At 58.3% G+C, this 18,426-nt stretch carries 12 protein-coding genes; 9 read left to right on the top strand and 3 right to left on the bottom strand.

Annotation, left to right across the window (positions count from 1 at the left end; translation table 11 throughout):
• Window positions 1-17: 17 nt before the first annotated feature.
• Complete coding sequence (gene yhgN, locus ACR42C_RS21370) at window positions 18-611, bottom strand: NAAT family transporter YhgN (protein WP_003861574.1); 594 nt, start codon at window positions 609-611, stop codon at window positions 18-20.
• Window positions 612-788: 177 nt separating this feature from the next.
• Here yhgN and asd point away from each other — a divergent pair, with 177 nt between their 5' ends.
• The 6 genes from asd to glgP all read left to right on the top strand — a co-directional run bounded on the left by asd (window position 789) and on the right by glgP (window position 11,492).
• The gene (gene asd / locus ACR42C_RS21365; RefSeq protein WP_061096847.1) at window positions 789-1,892 is read left to right on the top strand and encodes an aspartate-semialdehyde dehydrogenase; all 1,104 of its coding nucleotides are present in this window, start codon (window positions 789-791) and stop codon (window positions 1,890-1,892) included.
• A gap of 231 nt (window positions 1,893-2,123) precedes the next feature.
• Window positions 2,124-4,310, top strand: a complete 2,187-nt coding sequence (glgB, locus tag ACR42C_RS21360) for a 1,4-alpha-glucan branching enzyme (RefSeq protein ID WP_116342733.1) — start codon at window positions 2,124-2,126, stop codon at window positions 4,308-4,310.
• Window positions 4,307-6,280: a glycogen debranching protein GlgX gene (gene glgX / locus ACR42C_RS21355; RefSeq protein ID WP_163330636.1), complete on the top strand. Its 1,974-nt coding sequence runs from the start codon at window positions 4,307-4,309 to the stop codon at window positions 6,278-6,280. Before glgB ends, glgX begins: the two co-directional genes overlap by 4 nt.
• A gap of 17 nt (window positions 6,281-6,297) precedes the next feature.
• A complete protein-coding gene (gene glgC / locus ACR42C_RS21350) occupies window positions 6,298-7,593 on the top strand; it encodes a glucose-1-phosphate adenylyltransferase (RefSeq protein WP_023333724.1) in 1,296 nt (431 codons plus the stop codon).
• The gene (gene glgA, locus ACR42C_RS21345; RefSeq protein WP_479985216.1) at window positions 7,593-9,026 is read left to right on the top strand and encodes a glycogen synthase GlgA; all 1,434 of its coding nucleotides are present in this window, start codon (window positions 7,593-7,595) and stop codon (window positions 9,024-9,026) included. Before glgC ends, glgA begins: the two co-directional genes overlap by 1 nt.
• An 18-nt stretch (window positions 9,027-9,044) precedes the next feature.
• Window positions 9,045-11,492 (top strand): glycogen phosphorylase, encoded by a 2,448-nt coding sequence (gene glgP, locus ACR42C_RS21340; protein WP_116342729.1) that lies wholly within the window; start codon window positions 9,045-9,047, stop codon window positions 11,490-11,492.
• An 87-nt stretch (window positions 11,493-11,579) separates the two neighbouring features.
• Here glgP and glpD read toward each other — a convergent pair whose 3' ends face one another.
• Window positions 11,580-13,088 (bottom strand): glycerol-3-phosphate dehydrogenase, encoded by a 1,509-nt coding sequence (gene glpD, locus ACR42C_RS21335; protein WP_116342727.1) that lies wholly within the window; start codon window positions 13,086-13,088, stop codon window positions 11,580-11,582.
• A gap of 300 nt (window positions 13,089-13,388) precedes the next feature.
• Between glpD and glpE the strand changes: the two genes are divergently transcribed.
• The 3 genes from glpE to ACR42C_RS21320 are packed head-to-tail and all read left to right on the top strand — an operon-like array spanning window position 13,389 to window position 15,374.
• Window positions 13,389-13,721, top strand: a complete 333-nt coding sequence (gene glpE / locus ACR42C_RS21330) for a thiosulfate sulfurtransferase GlpE (RefSeq protein ID WP_096928555.1) — start codon at window positions 13,389-13,391, stop codon at window positions 13,719-13,721.
• A gap of 47 nt (window positions 13,722-13,768) precedes the next feature.
• Window positions 13,769-14,599 (top strand): rhomboid family intramembrane serine protease GlpG, encoded by an 831-nt coding sequence (gene glpG / locus ACR42C_RS21325; RefSeq protein WP_166712536.1) that lies wholly within the window; start codon window positions 13,769-13,771, stop codon window positions 14,597-14,599.
• 16 nt (window positions 14,600-14,615) lie between these two features.
• Entirely contained in the window at window positions 14,616-15,374 is a 759-nt protein-coding gene (locus ACR42C_RS21320) for a DeoR/GlpR family transcriptional regulator (protein WP_028014684.1), read from the top strand.
• 61 nt (window positions 15,375-15,435) lie between these two features.
• Here ACR42C_RS21320 and malT read toward each other — a convergent pair whose 3' ends face one another.
• Window positions 15,436-18,141, bottom strand: a complete 2,706-nt coding sequence (malT, locus tag ACR42C_RS21315) for an HTH-type transcriptional regulator MalT (protein WP_061096855.1) — start codon at window positions 18,139-18,141, stop codon at window positions 15,436-15,438.
• Window positions 18,142-18,426 lie beyond the last annotated feature (285 nt).

Here is an 18,426-nt window from a genome sequence, read left to right as displayed (position 1 = left end):
ACGGGAGAGGGAGAAAGTCATCCTTTCATCCACGCCCTGATTCCGTCCAGGAACATCTGCGTCGCCATCATTACCAGAATCAGCCCCATCAGACGCTCCAGCGCGTTCACCCCTTTCTCACCCAGCAGGCGCAGGAACAGGGACGACTGCAGCAGGATAATAAACGTCCCGCCCCAGGCGATCAGCAGGGCAATCACCAGATGGCTCATCTGGTTCGGATACTGGTGCGACAGCAGCATCAGCGTCGCCAGAATCGTCGGCCCGGCGACGAGGGGAATCGCCAGCGGCACAATAAACGGCTCTTCACCCGCGGGCAGGCCGCTGCTGCTGCCTTCCGCGCTCGGGAAAATCATCTTAATGGCGATCAGGAACAGAATAATCCCGCCGGAAATCGAAACGGTTTCGGCACGCAGGTTCAGGAAGGCGAGGATTTTTTCACCGGCAAACAGGAAGATAAACATCACCAGCAGGGCAATAAGCAGCTCGCGGATCATGATCGCCCGGCGACGCTTTGGCTCGGTGTGCTTCAGCACCGACATGAAGATTGGCAGGTTGCCCAGTGGATCCATTATCAGGATCAATAAAACCGCTGCTGAAATGATTTCACTCATGTAAATTATCCCTGAAACTCTCTATGGTTATTATGATAATTAGCTGTATTTCTGATTGCCGGGCAATCATCGATTAATTTCGCTTGCGACTTTGGCAGCATTTTGTAATGTGAAGCATATCCCAGTTCAATACTGGCTTGCACAATCAGCACACACCCTCAGCAGGAAAAAAATGCTATGAAAAACGTTGGTTTTATCGGCTGGCGCGGTATGGTCGGCTCTGTACTCATGCAACGCATGGTTGAAGAGCGCGATTTCGACGCTATCCGCCCGGTCTTCTTCTCCACTTCTCAGCTCGGCCAGGCTGCTCCGTCCTTTGGTGGTACCACAGGCACGTTGCAGGATGCTTACGATCTGGAGGCGCTGAAGGCACTTGATATTATTGTGACCTGCCAGGGCGGCGATTATACCAACGAAATCTATCCAAAGCTGCGTGAAAGCGGCTGGCAGGGCTACTGGATTGACGCGGCCTCTTCGCTGCGTATGAAAGACGATGCCATCATTATTCTCGACCCGGTTAACCAGGGCGTCATCACTGACGGCCTGAATAACGGCGTGAAAACCTTTGTCGGCGGTAACTGCACCGTCAGCCTGATGCTGATGTCCCTCGGCGGCCTGTTCGCGCAGGATCTGGTGGAGTGGGTCTCCGTGGCGACCTACCAGGCCGCGTCCGGCGGCGGCGCGCGCCACATGCGCGAGCTGCTGACCCAGATGGGCCAGCTGCACCACAGCGTTGCGGCCGAGCTGGCAAACCCGGCGTCCGCTATTCTTGATATCGAACGTAAAGTGACCGAGCTGACCCGCAGCGGCGAGCTGCCGGTGGATAACTTTGGCGTACCGCTGGCCGGTGGCCTGATCCCGTGGATCGACAAACAGCTGGATAACGGTCAGACCCGCGAAGAGTGGAAAGGCCAGGCCGAGACCAACAAAATCCTCAATACCGCGTCGGCGATCCCAGTTGACGGTCTGTGCGTGCGTATCGGCGCGCTACGCTGCCACAGCCAGGCCTTCACCATTAAACTGAAAAAAGATGTGTCTATTCCGACCGTGGAAGAGCTGCTGGCCGCGCACAACCCGTGGGCGAAAGTGGTGCCAAACGATCGCGATATCACCATGCGTGAGCTGACCCCGGCAGCCGTTACCGGCACGCTGACCACGCCGGTTGGCCGTCTGCGCAAGCTAAACATGGGGCCGGAGTACCTCTCCGCGTTCACCGTTGGCGACCAGCTCCTGTGGGGAGCCGCCGAGCCGCTGCGCCGCATGCTGCGTCAGCTGGCGTAATAATTTGTTAACTACCGGGGGTGATTTTCACCCCCTTTTTTTTGCGTAATACATGGAGTAACGCGCGTATGTCTTATTTTTATCAGGAGTCGTGTAGAGCGTTGGCTATGCTTTAAGGAAGAGTCATTTCTTACCTGAGGTTAGGACGGGACTAAGTGGATGCCCGTTCAGGTCACATTAAAGTCGTCCCAGGCGCTAAAAAAGGACGACATAAAAAACAGGATGAATACCATGTCCGATCGTGTGGATAGAGACGTGATTAATGCGCTAATTGCGGGTCACTTTGCCGACCCCTTTTCCGTGCTGGGGATGCACCATACAGAGGCCGGGCTGGAAGTCCGGGCGTTGTTACCGGATGCCACCGAAGTGTGGGTCATCGAGCCCAAAACCGGCCGCAAGGTGGGCAACCTGGAGTGCCTCGACTCGCGCGGCTTTTTCTCGGGCGTCATGCCCCGCCGTAAAAACCCCTTTCGCTATCAGCTCGCCGTTATCTGGCACGGCCAGCAAAACCTGATCGACGATCCCTACAGCTTTGGCCCTCTGCTGAAAGAGATGGATGCCTGGCTGCTCTCCGAAGGCACGCATCTTCGCCCTTATGAAACGCTGGGTGCCCATGCGGATACCATGGACGGAATTACCGGTACGCGGTTTGCCGTGTGGGCGCCTAACGCCCAGCGCGTCTCCGTTGTCGGGCAGTTCAACTACTGGGACGGCCGCCGCCACCCGATGCGCCTGCGCCGTGAGACGGGAATCTGGGAGCTGTTTATCCCCGGGGCGCACAACGGCCAGCTCTATAAATTCGAAATGATCGACGCCCACGGCAAGCTGCGCATTAAAGCCGACCCGTATGCCTTCGAGGCGCAGATGCGCCCGGATACCGCGTCGCTGATTTGCGGCCTGCCGGAGAAGGTCGTCCAGACGGAGGAGCGTAAGCAGGCCAACCGCTTTGATGCGCCGATCTCCGTTTATGAAGTGCATCTCGGCTCCTGGCGCCGCCACACCGATAACAACTTCTGGCTCAGCTATCGGGAGCTCGCCGATCAACTGGTGCCGTACGCCAAATGGATGGGCTTTACCCACCTCGAACTGCTGCCGGTTAACGAGCACCCGTTCGACGGCAGCTGGGGCTATCAGCCCACCGGGCTGTACGCCCCGACGCGCCGCTTCGGCACGCGGGATGACTTCCGCTATTTCATTGATGCCGCGCACGCCGCCGGGCTGAACGTAATCCTCGACTGGGTGCCGGGCCATTTCCCGTCGGACGATTTTGCGCTGGCAGAGTTTGACGGCACGAAGCTGTACGAGCACAGCGACCCGCGCGAAGGCTATCACCAGGACTGGAACACGCTGATCTACAACTACGGGCGCCGTGAAGTCGCGAACTACCTGGTCGGGAATGCGCTGTACTGGATCGAGCGATTTGGCATTGACGCCCTGCGCGTGGATGCGGTGGCCTCGATGATCTACCGCGACTACAGCCGCAAAGAGGGCGAGTGGATCCCGAACGAGTACGGCGGCCGTGAAAACCTGGAAGCGATTGAGTTCCTGCGCAATACTAACCGCATTATTGGCGAGCAGGTGGACGGCGCCGTGACCATGGCGGAAGAGTCGACGGACTTTGCAGGCGTCTCCCGCCCACCGTCATCAGGCGGCCTGGGGTTCTGGTATAAGTGGAACCTGGGCTGGATGCACGACACCCTCGACTACATGAAGCTCGACCCGGTTTATCGTCAGTATCACCACGATAAGCTCACTTTCGGGCTGCTCTACAACTACACCGAAAACTTCATGCTGCCGCTGTCGCACGATGAAGTGGTACACGGCAAAAAATCCATTCTCGACCGCATGCCCGGCGACGCGTGGCAGAAGTTTGCCAACCTGCGCGCCTACTACGGCTGGATGTTTGCCTTCCCGGGCAAAAAGCTGCTGTTTATGGGCAATGAGTTCGCCCAGGGGCGCGAGTGGAACCACGACTCAAGCCTCGACTGGCATCTGCTGGAAGGCGGCGACAACTGGCATCACGGCGTGCAGCGTCTGGTGCGCGATCTGAACCTGACCTACCGCCACCACAAAGCGCTGCACGAGCTGGACTTCGACCCGTACGGCTTTGAGTGGCTGGTGGTGGACGATCACGAGCGCTCGGTGTTTGTCTTTGTGCGTCGCGATAAAGCGGGCAACGAGATCATCGTCGCCAGCAACTTCACGCCGGTGCCGCGTGAACACTACCGCTTCGGCATTAACCAGCCGGGCAAATGGCGCGAGATACTGAATACCGATTCCATGCACTACCACGGCAGCAACGCCGGCAACGGCGGGCTGGTGCAGAGCGATGCCGTCGAAAGCCACGGGCGACCAAACTCCCTGAGCCTGACGCTGCCGCCGCTTGGCACCATCTGGCTGATGCGGGAGGGAGAATGACGCAGCTTACGGCAGGTAAACCCGAACCGCTCGGCGCGAGCTATGACGGAAAGGGGGTGAACTTCACGCTCTTTTCTGCTCACGCGGAGCGGGTGGAGCTCTGCGTGTTTGATGGGGAGGGTAACGAGCACCGTTACGATTTACCGTCCCGCACGGGAGACATCTGGCACGGTTACCTGTCGGGCGGGCGTCCGGGGATGCACTACGGTTTTCGCGTACACGGCCCGTGGGAGCCCTCTCAGGGGCACTGGTTTAACCCGGCGAAGCTATTGATTGACCCGTGCGCGCACCGCGTGGACGGCGAGTTCAAAGACGACCCGCTGTTCCACGTCGGCTACGGCGAGCCCGACCACCGCGACAGCGCGCCCGTCGCGCCAAAAAGCGTGGTGGTGCACGATCTCTACGACTGGGAAGACGATGCCCCGCCGCGCACGCCGTGGGGCAACACCGTCATTTATGAAGCGCACGTCAAAGGGCTGACCTACCTGCACCCGTCGATCCCCAAAGAGATGCGCGGCACCTATCAGGCGCTTGGGCATCCGACGATGGTCGCTTACCTGAAGCATTTGGGCATCACGGCCCTGGAGCTGCTGCCCGTGGCGCATTTCGCCAGCGAGCCGCGCCTGCAGCGCCTGGGGCTGAGCAACTACTGGGGCTACAACCCGCTGGCGATGTTCGCCCTGGAACCGCGCTATGCCGCGCATCCGGAGAAGGCGCGGGATGAGTTTCGCGACGCGGTGAAGGCGCTCCACGCCGCGGGAATTGAGGTCATTCTGGACGTGGTGCTGAACCACAGTGCGGAAAGCGATCTTGACGGCCCGACGCTCTCACAGCGCGGAATCGATAACCGTAGCTATTATTGGATCAGGGACGACGGCGATTACGAGAACTGGACCGGCTGCGGTAACACCCTCAATCTCAGTCACCCGGCGGTCACGCATTACGCGTACGAGTGCCTGAAATACTGGGTTGAGACGTTCCACGTGGACGGTTTCCGTTTCGACCTGGCGCCCGTGATGGGGCGCACGCCGGCATTCAGCCAGCAGGCGCCTCTGTTTGAGGCAATCAAAAACTGTCCGGTGCTTTCACAGGTGAAGCTTATCGCGGAGCCGTGGGACATCGGTGACGGCGGTTATCAGGTGGGGAACTTCCCGCCGCTGTTTGCCGAGTGGAACGACCACTACCGTGATGCCATCCGCCGCTTCTGGCTGGCGCGCGATCTGTCACTGGGCGAATTTGCCGGGCGCTTTGCCGGCTCCAGCGATCTCTTTAAGCGCGACGGCAAACGTCCGTCGGCCACCGTCAACCTGGTGACGGCGCACGACGGTTTTACGCTGCGCGACTGCGTTTGTTTCAATCAGAAACACAATGAGGCCAACGGCGAAGAGAATCGCGATGGCACTAACAATAACCATAGCTTCAATCATGGTATAGAAGGATTAGGCGGAAGTCTGGATGTGATCGAGCGGCGACGCGCCAGCGTTCATGCGCTGCTGACGACGCTTTTACTGTCGCAGGGCACGCCGATGCTGCTGGCGGGCGACGAGCACGGCCATAGCCAGCACGGCAACAACAACGCCTATTGTCAGGACAACACCCTGACCTGGCTCGACTGGGGGGAGGCGAACAGTGGGTTGACCCATTTCACCGCGGCGCTGATCCACCTTCGCCAGCAGATCCCCGCCCTTACCGCCGACCGCTGGTGGGAAGAGGGCGACGGCAACGTTCGCTGGCTGAATAAAGACGCGCAACCGTTGAGCGCGCAAGAGTGGCAACACGGCATCACCTGTCTGCAAATTCTGCTCTCGGATAAGTGGCTGGTGACGCTGAACGCGACGGACGACGTCGCAGAGATTGTTTTACCTGACGGGGAGTGGCGAGCCGTTCCCCCCTTTGCCGGAGCGGATAATCCGGTAGTAATGGCTGTCTGGCACGGGCCTGCGCACGGAGTGTGCGTATTCCAAAGATGATAAAAAAGGAGTTAGTCATGGTTAGATTAGAGAAGAACGATCCCTTAATGTTGGCACGCCAGCTACCCTTAAAAACGGTTGCCCTGATACTCGCGGGCGGGCGTGGTACCCGTCTGAAAGATTTGACCATCAAGCGTGCCAAGCCGGCCGTTCACTTTGGTGGTAAGTTTCGCATCATTGACTTTGCGCTCTCCAACTGCCTGAACTCGGGCATTCGCCGCATTGGCGTCATTACGCAGTATCAGTCGCACACCCTGGTGCAGCACATCCAGCGCGGCTGGTCATTCTTCAGCGAAGAGATGAACGAGTTTGTCGATCTGCTCCCGGCGCAGCAGCGCGTTCACGGCGAAAACTGGTACCGCGGCACGGCGGATGCCGTGACCCAAAACCTCGACATCATTCGTCGCTACAGCGCGGAATACATCGTGATCCTCGCCGGGGACCACATCTACAAGCAAGACTACTCGCATATGCTGATCGACCACGTCGAAAAAGGGGCGCGATGCACCGTGGCGTGTCTGCCGGTGCCCGTTGCCGAGGCGACGGCGTTTGGCGTGATGCACGTGGATGCGGACGATAAGATTATCGACTTCGTAGAAAAACCGGCGAACCCGCCCACCATGCCGGGGGATGACACCAAATCGCTCGCCAGCATGGGGATCTATGTCTTTGATGCGGATTATCTTTATGAGCTACTGGAAGAAGACGACAAAGACGAAAACTCCAGCCACGACTTCGGCAAAGACATCATCCCAAAAATAACCAAAGCTGGCATGGCCTATGCACATCCTTTCCCATTGTCCTGCGTACAGTCCGACCCGAATGCGGAGCCTTACTGGCGCGATGTGGGAACGCTGGAAGCATACTGGAAAGCCAACCTGGACCTGGCGTCCGTGACGCCCGAGCTGGATATGTACGACCAGAACTGGCCGATTCGTACCCATATGGAATCCCTGCCGCCTGCGAAATTTGTTCAGGACCGCTCCGGCAGCCACGGCATGACGCTGAACTCTCTGGTCTCCGGCGGGTGCATTATCTCCGGTTCGGTGGTGGTGCAGTCCGTGCTGTTCCCGCGCGTGCGTATAAACTCATTCTGTAATATCGATTCGGCAGTCCTGCTGCCGGATGTCTGGGTAGGGCGTTCGTGTCGTCTGCGTCGCTGCGTGATCGACCGGGCCTGCGTCATTCCTGAGGGAATGGTGATTGGTGAAAACGCGGAAGAAGACGCGCGTCGCTTCTACCGTTCTGAAGAGGGGATCGTGTTAGTCACACGGGAAATGTTGCGGAAGCTGCAGATCAAACAGGAGCGATGATGCAGGTTTTACACGTATGTTCTGAGATGTTCCCGTTGTTAAAAACGGGCGGTCTGGCAGATGTTCTGGGTGCATTACCCGCGGCGCAGATCGCCGGAGGGGTGGATACCCGAGTCCTGCTGCCCGCCTTCCCGGATATCCGGCGCGGCATACCTGATGCAAAGGTCGTGACCCGCCGTGAAACGTTTGCCGGACGCATCACCCTGCTGTTTGGGCATTACAACGGCGTAGGGATCTACCTGATCGACGCGCCGCACCTGTACGACCGACCGGGCAGCCCGTATCACGATACGAACCTGTTCGCTTATACCGACAACGTGCTGCGCTTTGCGCTGCTCGGCTGGGTGGGGGCGGAGATGGCCGTCGGGCTGGATCCGTTCTGGCGTCCGGATATAGTGCATGCGCATGACTGGCACGCCGGGCTGGCGCCTGCATATCTGGCGGCAAAAGGGCATCCGGCAAAATCGGTGTTTACGGTGCACAACCTGGCGTATCAGGGCATGTACTACGCCCATCATATGAATGACATCGATCTGCCATGGTCGTTCTATAACATGCACGGTCTGGAGTTCAACGGGCAAATTTCGTTCCTGAAGGCCGGGCTGTACTATGCCGATCACATTACGGCGGTGAGCCCCACCTACGCGCGTGAAATCACCCAGCCGGAGTTTGGCTACGGTCTGGAAGGGCTGCTGCAGCAGCGCCACCGCGAAGGCCGCCTGTCGGGCATTCTGAACGGCGTGGATGAACAGATCTGGAGCCCGGAAACCGATCTCCTTTTGGCGGCGCGCTATGGCCGCGACTCGGTGGAAGACAAAGCCGAAAACAAACGCCAGCTGCAGATTGCGATGGGGCTGAAGGTCAACGACAAGGTGCCGCTGTTTGCGGTGGTCAGCCGCCTGACCAGCCAGAAAGGACTGGATCTGGTGCTGGAAGCGCTGCCCGGTTTACTGGAGCAGGGCGGACAGCTGGCGCTGCTCGGCGCAGGCGACCCGGTGCTGCAGGAGGGTTTCCTCGCCGCCGCCGCGGAACATCCGGGGCAGGTGGGCGTGCAGATTGGCTATCACGAAGCGTTCTCGCACCGAATCATGGGCGGCGCGGACGTGATTCTGGTGCCGAGCCGTTTCGAACCCTGCGGCCTGACGCAGCTCTACGGCCTGAAATACGGCACGCTGCCGCTGGTGCGCCGCACGGGCGGGCTGGCGGATACGGTGTCGGATAGCTCTCTGGAAAACCTGGCGGACGGTATTGCCAGCGGGTTTGTCTTTGAAGACAGTAATGCCTGGTCGCTGCTTCGGGCGATTCGGCGTGCTTTCGTCTTGTGGTCCCGTCCATCCCTTTGGCGTTACGTACAGCGTCAGGCGATGTCCATGGACTTTAGCTGGCACGTTGCGGCGCAGTCGTACCGCGATCTCTATCAACGCTTGATGTAACGAGGCGAAGTTACTGATATGAACGCTCCATTTAGCTACTCTTCACCCACGCTCAGCGTTGAGGCGTTAAAGCACTCCATCGCCTACAAGCTGATGTTCACCATCGGGAAAGACCCGGTCATTGCCAACAAGCACGAGTGGCTGAACGCCACGCTGTTTGCGGTGCGTGACCGCATGGTCGAACGCTGGCTGCGCTCAAACCGCGCTCAGCTTTCGCAGGAGACGCGGCAGGTTTATTACCTGTCGATGGAATTTTTGATTGGCCGCACCCTCTCTAACGCGCTGCTGTCGCTCGGTATCTACGACGACGTCAAAACCGCGCTGGAAGAGATGGGGCTGGATTTAGAAGAGCTGATTGACGAAGAGAACGACCCGGGGCTGGGCAACGGGGGGCTGGGGCGTCTCGCCGCCTGCTTCCTCGACTCGCTGGCGACGCTGGCGCTGCCGGGCCGCGGCTACGGTATTCGCTATGACTACGGCATGTTCAAACAGAACATCGTCGATGGCCGTCAGAAAGAGTCCCCGGACTACTGGCTGGAGTACGGCAACCCGTGGGAGTTTAAGCGCCACAATACGCGCTACAAAGTGCGCTTTGGCGGGCGTATCCAGCAGGAAGGAAAAAAGTCCCGCTGGGTAGAAACTGAAGAGATCCTCGCCGTGGCCTATGATCAGATCATTCCCGGCTACGACACCGACGCGACCAACACGCTGCGCCTGTGGAACGCCCAGGCCAGCAGCGAGATCAACCTCGGTAAATTTAACCAGGGCGACTACTTTGCGGCGGTGGAAGATAAAAACCACTCTGAGAACGTCTCCCGCGTCCTGTACCCGGATGACTCCACCTACTCCGGCCGCGAGCTGCGCCTGCGTCAGGAGTATTTCCTCGTCTCCGCGACGATTCAGGACATCCTCAGTCGCCACCATCAGCTGCACAAAACCTACGCCAACCTGGCGGAGAAAACGGCGATTCACCTTAACGACACCCACCCGGTGCTCTCCATTCCCGAGCTGATGCGCCTGCTGATCGACGAGCATAAGTTCAGCTGGGACGACGCGTTTGAGGTGACGTGTCAGGTGTTCTCCTACACCAACCACACGCTGATGAGCGAAGCGCTGGAAACATGGCCGGTGGATATGCTCGGCAAAATCCTGCCGCGCCATCTGCAGATTATCTTTGAGATCAACGACTATTTCCTCAAGACGCTGCAGGAGCAGTATCCGAACGATACCGGCCTGCTGAGCCGAGCCTCGATTATTGATGAATCCAACGGCCGTCGCGTGCGTATGGCCTGGCTGGCGGTGGTGATCAGCCACAAGGTGAACGGGGTGTCTGAGCTCCACTCAAACCTGATGGTGCAGTCGCTGTTCGCCGACTTCGCGAAGATCTTCCCGACGCGCTTCTGCAATGTCACCAACGGCGTCACGCCGCGCCGTTGGCTGGCGCTGGCGAACCAGCCGCTGTCCGACGTGCTGGATGAGAATATCGGCCGCACCTGGCGTACCGATTTGAGCCAGCTGAGCGAGCTTAAGCAGCACATTGATTTCCCGACGGTGAATAAAGCCGTGCGGGAAGCCAAGCTGCGGAACAAAAAACGTCTGGCGGTCTGGCTGGCGATGCACCTCAACGTGGTGGCAAACCCCAAAGCGCTGTTCGACGTGCAGATCAAACGCATCCACGAGTACAAGCGACAGCTGATGAACGTGCTGCACGTGATCACCCACTACAATCGCATTAAGGCCGATCCAACCGCCGAGTGGGTGCCGCGCGTGAAGATCTTCGCCGGAAAGGCGGCTTCCGCTTACTACATGGCGAAGCACATCATTCATCTCATCAACGACGTGGCGAAGGTGGTGAACCAGGATCCGGATATTGGCGACAAGCTGAAGGTGGTGTTCATCCCTAACTACAGCGTCAGCCTGGCGCAGCTGATCATCCCGGCGGCGGATCTCTCTGAGCAGATTTCCACGGCGGGCACGGAAGCGTCCGGCACCAGTAACATGAAGTTTGCCCTTAACGGTGCGCTGACCATCGGCACCCTGGACGGGGCGAACGTCGAGATGCTGGAGCACGTCGGGGAAGAGAATATCTTCATTTTCGGTAACACCACGGAAGAGGTGGAGGCGCTGCGCAGGAAAGGTTACTCGCCGCGTGAGTTCTATGAAGGGGATGAAGAGCTACGTCAGGTTCTGACGCAGATTGCGACCGGCGTGTTCAGCCCCGACGAGCCGGGCCGCTATCGCGATCTGGTGGATTCGCTGATTAACTTTGGCGACCACTACCAGGTGCTGGCGGATTATCGCAGCTACGTGGACTGCCAGGATAAGGTGGATGAGCTATATCGCCAGCAGGAGAAATGGACCAGCGCAGCGATGCATAACATCGCCAACATGGGGTATTTCTCTTCTGACAGGACCATCAAGGAGTATGCCGAGACGATCTGGCATATTGATCCGGTGAGGTTGTAAAAACAAAGCCGGGTGGCGGCTTCGCCTTACCCGGCCTGGTCGATCCCGTAGGCCCGGTAAGCGCAGCGCCACCGGGCATTTTTTCAATTACGACGCCAGCGAAAGCTCACGCTTGCCCGCATGCTGCTGCAGCCATTGCGCCACGCGAGACTGCTGCTCTGCGTTCAGCCACATCCCTTCTTTAGTACGACGCCAGATGGCATCGTCCAGGCGGCGAACCCATTCGTGCTCGACCAGGTAGCGCAGTTCGGCTTCATACAGCTCGTGGCCGAAATGTTCACCCAGATCGGCAAGCGATTTCGCGTCGCCCAGGAACAGCTCGGTATTGCTGCCGTAGGTGCGGGCATAGTGGCGCGCCATCCCTTCGGTAATGAACGGGAAGCGACGGCGCAGCTTCGCGGCGTAATCGTCGCGGTTTCCGCCGATATCTCCACCGGGCAGTACCGCCTCTTTGGTCCACGCCGGGCCAATGCCCTTGTAGTACGGCGCCAGTTTTTCCAGCGCGTGCTCGGCCAGCTTGCGATAGGTGGTGAGCTTGCCGCCAAACACCGACAGCAGCGGTGCCTGACCGTCTACGTCGTGGATATCGAGCGTATAGTCGCGGGTAATCGCCTGCGGCGAGTCAGACTCGTCATCGCACAGCGGACGCACGCCGGAGTAGGTCCAGACCACGTCATCCCGTGACAGCTGTTTCTTAAAGTGCGCGTTATACACTTTGAGCAGGTAGTTCACTTCGCTCTCGTCGATCTCGACGTTCTTCGGATCGCCTTTATACTCCACGTCGGTGGTACCGATGATCGAGAATTCGTCCATCCACGGGATCACAAACACGATGCGCTTGTCTTCGTTTTGCAGAATGTACGCCTGCTTCTGGGTATGCACGCGCGGCACCACAATGTGGCTGCCCTTGATCAGGCGAATGCCGTACGGTGAAGGCAGGTGCATGCCGTCGTCGAAGAACTGCTTCACCCACGGGCCGGTGGCGTTCACCAGGCCGCGCGCTTTCCAGCTGAATTTCTCGCCGGTATCAATGTCTTCTGCTTCCACAATCCACAGGCCGTTTTCGCGGCGTGCGGCGGTCGCGCGGGTCCGGGTTTTCACCTCGCCGCCTTTCTTCTCGACCATCTGCGCATTCGCCAGCACCAGACGCGCATCGTCCACCCAGCAGTCGGAATATTCGAAACCGCGCACGATTTCCGGCTTAAGGACCGATTCTGAGCCAAAACGCAAACCGTTCGAACCCGGCAGGCTGGTGCGTTTACCCAGATGATCGTACATAAACAGACCGATGCGGATCATCCACGCCGGACGCAGGTGCGGGCGGTGCGGCAGGCGGAAGCGCATCGGGATCGCCAGATGCGGGGCCATTTTCAGCAGCACTTCACGTTCGGCCAGCGCTTCGCTGACCAGGCGGAATTCGTAGTGTTCCAGGTAGCGCAGGCCACCGTGGATCAGCTTGGAGCTGGCGGACGACGTCGCGCAGGCGAGGTCGTTAGCTTCCAGCATCAGCACGGATAAACCGCGTCCTGCGGCATCAACCGCAATACCGGCACCGTTGATGCCACCGCCTATCACAATCAGATCTTTGGTTTCCATAACACCCTCATGCACTTTCGTTAAAGCTCAAAAATGTTCGATATCGCTCATAATAGCAAAGGAACGCGCTTTTGGTAACATCAAAAAAACAATTTAGAGTGATATGGATAACATAATGGCGTTTACCCGCCGTCAGGACGTACACTACGGGGTAAAATAGTGCGGTGAAACTTCACCCCCTCACCCTAACCCTCTCCCCTGAGGGGCGAGGGGATGGTTTGCTCCCTCTCCCTTTCAGGGAGAGGGCTGGGGTGAGGGTCAGCAGGCGGCATAAAACCTGAATAAGCGAAAGAGAACACCATGGATCAGTTTGAATGTATTAACGTAGAAGAAGCCCACCAGAAGATGCACCAGGGAAAAGCGGTGCTGGTGGACATCCGCGATCCGCAAAGTTTTGCGATGGGCCACACGCCGGGCGCGTTCCATCTCACCAACGACACGCTGGGCGCGTTTATGCGCGATAACGACTTCGACACGCCGGTAATGGTCATGTGCTACCACGGCAACAGCAGCAAAGGCGCGGCGCAGTATCTTATTCAGCAGGGCTACGACGCGGTATACAGTGTCGATGGCGGCTTCGATGCCTGGCATCGTCATTTCCCGGCAGAAGTGGAATACGCGTTTGAGCGCTAATCCCGCTATACTGTTCCCTTTTGTGTGGAAATAAGCGACCGCTGCCCATGTTGATGATCACCTCTTTTACCAACCCGCGCGTCGCCCAGGCGTTTGTCGACTATATGGCGACGCAGGGCGTTATTCTGACCATTCAGCAACATACTCAGACCGACGTCTGGCTGGCCGACGAGAGCCAGGCAGGGCGGGTAAACGAAGAGCTGGCGCGTTTTCTTGAGAACCCTGGCGACCCGCGCTATCTGGCGGCCAGCTGGCAATCCGGCCAGACCGGCAGCGGACTGCATTACAGCCGTTTTCCCTTCCTTGCCACGATTCGCGAGCGTGCGGGCCCGTTTACGCTGCTGCTGATGGCGGCCTGTATTATCGTCTTCATTATTATGAACGTGGTGGGCGACCAGAGCGTAATGATCGCGCTGGCGTGGCCGTATGACCCATCGCTGCAGTTTGACGTCTGGCGCTACTTTACCCACGCGCTGATGCACTTCTCGGTGATGCATATCCTCTTTAACCTGCTGTGGTGGTGGTATCTCGGCGGCATCGTTGAGAAGCGGCTCGGCAGCGGTAAGCTGATTGTCATCACCGTGATTAGCGCCCTGCTGAGCGGCTACGTGCAGCATAAATTCAGCGGCCCGTGGTTCGGCGGGCTGTCGGGTGTCGTCTACGCCCTGATGGGCTACGTCTGGCTTCGCGGGGAGCGCGACCCGGAAAGCGGCATCTATTTACAACGCGGATTAATAGCCTTTGCGTTAATATGGCTAATTGCCGGATGGTTTGATCTGTTTGGTATGTCTATCGCCAATGGTGCGCACGTCACCGGCCTGGCGGTCGGGCTGGCAATGGCGCTTGCCGACACGCTCCATGCGCGAAAACGAACATAATTCTCAGGGATAATTGATGAAACAAACACAACGTCATGACGCCATTATCGAACTGGTCAAAAAACAGGGATACGTCAGCACCGAAGAGCTGGTCGAGCAGTTTGCCGTCAGCCCGCAAACCATCCGTCGTGACCTGAACGATCTGGCCGATCAGAACCGTATTTTGCGCCACCACGGCGGGGCCGCGCTGCCGTCCAGCTCGGTCAACACCTCCTGGCACGACCGTAAAGCCACGCAGACGGCGGAAAAAGAGCGCATTGCCCGTAAAGTGGCGAGCCAGATCCCGAACGGCGCGACGCTGTTTATTGACATCGGCACCACGCCGGAAGCGGTCGCCCATGCCCTGCTGGATCATGAGAACCTGCGCGTGGTGACCAACAACCTGAACGTCGCCAACACTCTGATGCAGAAAGATGATTTTCGCATCATCCTCGCGGGGGGCGAACTGCGCAGCCGCGACGGCGGGATTATCGGCGAAGCGACGCTCGATTTTATCTCTCAGTTCCGCCTCGACTTCGGCATTCTGGGGATCAGCGGCATCGACACCGACGGCTCGTTGCTGGAATTTGATTACCACGAGGTGCGCACCAAGCGCGCGATTATTGAAAACTCGCGTCACGTGATGCTGGTGGTGGATCATTCGAAGTTTGGCCGTAACGCAATGGTGAACATGGGCAGCATCAGCATGGTGGATGCGGTCTATACCGACGTGATGCCGCCGGCGGGCGTGATGCAGGTAATTAAAGATAATAATTTGCAGTTAGAGTTGTGTTGAAAAGCCTTTCACCCTCTCCCCGTGCGAGAGGGCCGGGGTTAGGGCATCAGACCGCACAAAACTAAACTCCGTATCCCATCATCTTCAACAGCTGCTGCGCATGCTGCACCGCATCCTGACGGTGCGCCACGCCCAGCTTCTGATACAGATTGCGAATATGCGTTTTGATGGTGGTTGCCGCCACAGCCAGCTCTCCGGCAATCTGCTCATTGCTGTAGCCTGAATAGATTAGCCCCAGCACCTGCCATTCGCGCTGGGTGAGCGGGCTGGTGCGAATAAGCTCCGGCACTTCCGGGTGGTTCAGCAGGCGTTCAACGAAGTTCTCGTCGAAATGCGCAAACTTGTGACGGTGGTGCTGATTAATCTCGCGCAGAATGCGCTGGGCGCGATGCTGATCCAGCTCCGGCAGCGTGTTGAGCTGAATCAGCTGGCGCAGCTGCTGCGCCATCACTTCACCTTCAATCACGAAGTGGCTGATAAACCCGGTGCGGTTCGCCAACTGCAGGGCTTCCAGCAGCACGCGCTGGGCGTCGTTTTTGCGCCCCGCCTGCCAGTAAAGCTGGTTAAGCAGCAGCAGGTTGCGGTTCAGATCGCTCATCAGGCGCAGGCTGCGGGCGTTTTCGTTTAACTCTTCCAGCACAATTTCGGCAGGCTCAAAGTCACCCAGCAGGATCTGCACGCGGGCGATGTTGCGCCACTGGCTTTGCAGGAAGTGGTTATTGGCAAATTCCGGTTTTGGCGTCTGACGCAGCCAGTTGGCGGCGGATTTTTTGTCCCCCGTCATCTGCCAGTAAATTACCCGGACCTTGTCAGCGTTTGACACCCAGTCGCTGTGGTACTGCCCGTTGCCGAGCAGGTTTTCCAGACGGTTAAGGTGATTGCGGGCGTTATCCAGATCGCCGCGCGCCAGCGAGCACTGCACCAGCAGAGCCAGACACTGCAGCTGCTGCTGCGGCTGGAAGCCAGAAAGAACGTTCACACCCTGACGGGCGCAGCTTTCTGCTTCATCCAGGCGCGACCACGCCCACAGGAGCTGAGCGCGAATACGCAACAGGAACTCGTGCATCGGCAGCTGTTCCAGGTGCTGTTCACGAATCAGCTGGAACGCTTTTTCCTGATTTTCCCAGGCCGCCTGCAGGAACCCCTGAGCGAATAAAATCTCGCTTTGCTGGATCAGGCTCCACAGCGCGTAGTGCCACACATCATGGCGGCGCGCCATCTGCTCGGTTTGCTGCATCAGCGAAAGGGAGCGCGTCAGCTCACCCTTGCAGTGCAGCACTTCGCCGTGCACCGAGGTCGCCACAATCCGGCTGTAAAAATTCGCCAGCGGCAGTTCATCAAGCGCGACCATCGCCAGCCGTTCCGCTTCATCCGCATCGCCGTCGTTAATCGCGACCTGCGCCCGCAGGGCGTTAAATTCGCCATGCAGGGTGATATCCATTTCGCTTTCCATCTCCTGCTCGGCGCGCGCCAGCAGGGTATTCACTTCGCTGTAGCGGTGCTGGCTCTGCATCAGCCAGGCCTGGAGCAGCACCAGACGCGGGTTCTCCAGCAGGCTCTCCCACGGCAGGGCTTTCAACGACTCTTCCAGCAGCGTCAGCTCGCTGTGGTTAAACAGCCCCCACGCGTGGTTAAGCAGGATATCGCGCAGCATGCTGGCGTCACCGGCGGCAAGCGCGTGGTGAATGGCCTCGCTCGGGAAGCCTTGCGCCATCCAGCTTTCGGCGGCGGCGCGGTGGATTTCCGGCAATTCCGTGGCAAGCTCCCACTGGCAGCGCTGGCGCAGGAAGCTGCCAAACAGCGGATGGTAGCTGAACCACTCGCCGGGATCGTCCATGCGCGTCAGGAACAGGCCCTGACGTTCAATCTCTTCCAGCTGCAGCTGGCCGTTTTCACAGCCGGTAACGCGCACAATCAGCGCGTCGTTCATGGAACGCAGCAGGGAACTTTTCAGCAGGAAATTACGGGTCGATGGATCGACGCTGTTCAGCACTTCATCCACCAGGTAATCAGAAAGATGGCTGGCGTTGATGCCGGCCAGACGACGCGCAGACTGGTGCGTCGGGCTGTTGTTTTGCCGGGCAGAGAGGGCAATCAGCTGTAGCGCCGTCGCCCAGCCCGCGACGTCATCACACAGGCGGCTGCTTTCAGCGGCCTCAATCGGCGAGGTCAGGCGGCAGTCGAAGAACTGTTTCGCTTCCTGGTGGGTGAAGGCCAGCTGTTGGCTGCCCACTTCCAGAAGCTGATCGCGCACGCGCAGGTTGGCAATTCCCAGCTGCGGCAGGTTGCGTGACAGCACGACTAAGGTCAGGTTTTCCGGCTGATGACGCAGGAAGAAGCGCATCGACTCGTGGATCACCGGGTTCGTAATCAGATGATAGTCATCAATTACCACGTACAGCGGGCGATGCCATTCGGCCAGTTCGATAAATAGCTGAGAGAAAAGGGAGGACAGGCTGGCGTACTGGCGCTTTTGCACCATCGCTTCACTGGCGACGCAGTGTCCATTGGTTGCCTGTTGAATAGCGGCAATCAGATAGCTGGCAAAACGCTCTTGCTGGTTATCGCCCTCATCAAGAGAGTACCAGCCAAGATCGCTTTTACCTGCGGCCCATTGTGAAATGAGCGTTGTTTTTCCATAACCTGCAGGGCTCGTAACCAGCGCCAGTCGGAAATTATGCGCGCCGGAAAGTTTAGCCAACAGGCGCTCGCGGACCACTGTATGGTCAAGACGAACCGGGCGACTTAATTTAGACGGAATCAACATAGGTTTCACTTCACTGTGGGGAACGAGAGAATTTATTTTTTTTGCGCTTCGTAATTAATAGCTATAAGGTCGGTCAGAAAGAGAACTATTGCAAGTTATGTCTGGCTTTTGTGGCTCTGAATTTGCACTCTGTCACAAAACATTCCGGCCAGTGTCGGAACTTTTTTAAAAAGGCTTTGATGCCGCGTGAATGCTGGCTTGTATGGATGTCACCCGGTCGGGCTGAAACTGGTTTCAGAAAGGTATAATGACGCCGAATTTAATAAACTTCGGGTAAAGTTGAGT

The sequence above is a fragment of the Enterobacter sp. MG-EB028 genome (assembly GCF_056673305.1).
This window is presented reverse-complemented; position numbering and strand designations above follow the sequence as displayed.

Coding starts and splice junctions, on each gene's coding strand:
- glgC (WP_023333724.1), top strand. CDS start 6,298: ATGGTTAGATTAGAGAAGAACGATCCCTTAATGTTGGCACGCCAGCTA.
- glpG (WP_166712536.1), top strand. CDS start 13,769: ATGTTGATGATCACCTCTTTTACCAACCCGCGCGTCGCCCAGGCGTTT.
- glgB (WP_116342733.1), top strand. CDS start 2,124: ATGTCCGATCGTGTGGATAGAGACGTGATTAATGCGCTAATTGCGGGT.
- ACR42C_RS21320 (WP_028014684.1), top strand. CDS start 14,616: ATGAAACAAACACAACGTCATGACGCCATTATCGAACTGGTCAAAAAA.
- yhgN (WP_003861574.1), bottom strand. CDS start 611: ATGAGTGAAATCATTTCAGCAGCGGTTTTATTGATCCTGATAATGGAT.
- glpE (WP_096928555.1), top strand. CDS start 13,389: ATGGATCAGTTTGAATGTATTAACGTAGAAGAAGCCCACCAGAAGATG.
- glgP (WP_116342729.1), top strand. CDS start 9,045: ATGAACGCTCCATTTAGCTACTCTTCACCCACGCTCAGCGTTGAGGCG.
- malT (WP_061096855.1), bottom strand. CDS start 18,141: ATGTTGATTCCGTCTAAATTAAGTCGCCCGGTTCGTCTTGACCATACA.
- glgX (WP_163330636.1), top strand. CDS start 4,307: ATGACGCAGCTTACGGCAGGTAAACCCGAACCGCTCGGCGCGAGCTAT.
- glgA (WP_479985216.1), top strand. CDS start 7,593: ATGCAGGTTTTACACGTATGTTCTGAGATGTTCCCGTTGTTAAAAACG.
- glpD (WP_116342727.1), bottom strand. CDS start 13,088: ATGGAAACCAAAGATCTGATTGTGATAGGCGGTGGCATCAACGGTGCC.
- asd (WP_061096847.1), top strand. CDS start 789: ATGAAAAACGTTGGTTTTATCGGCTGGCGCGGTATGGTCGGCTCTGTA.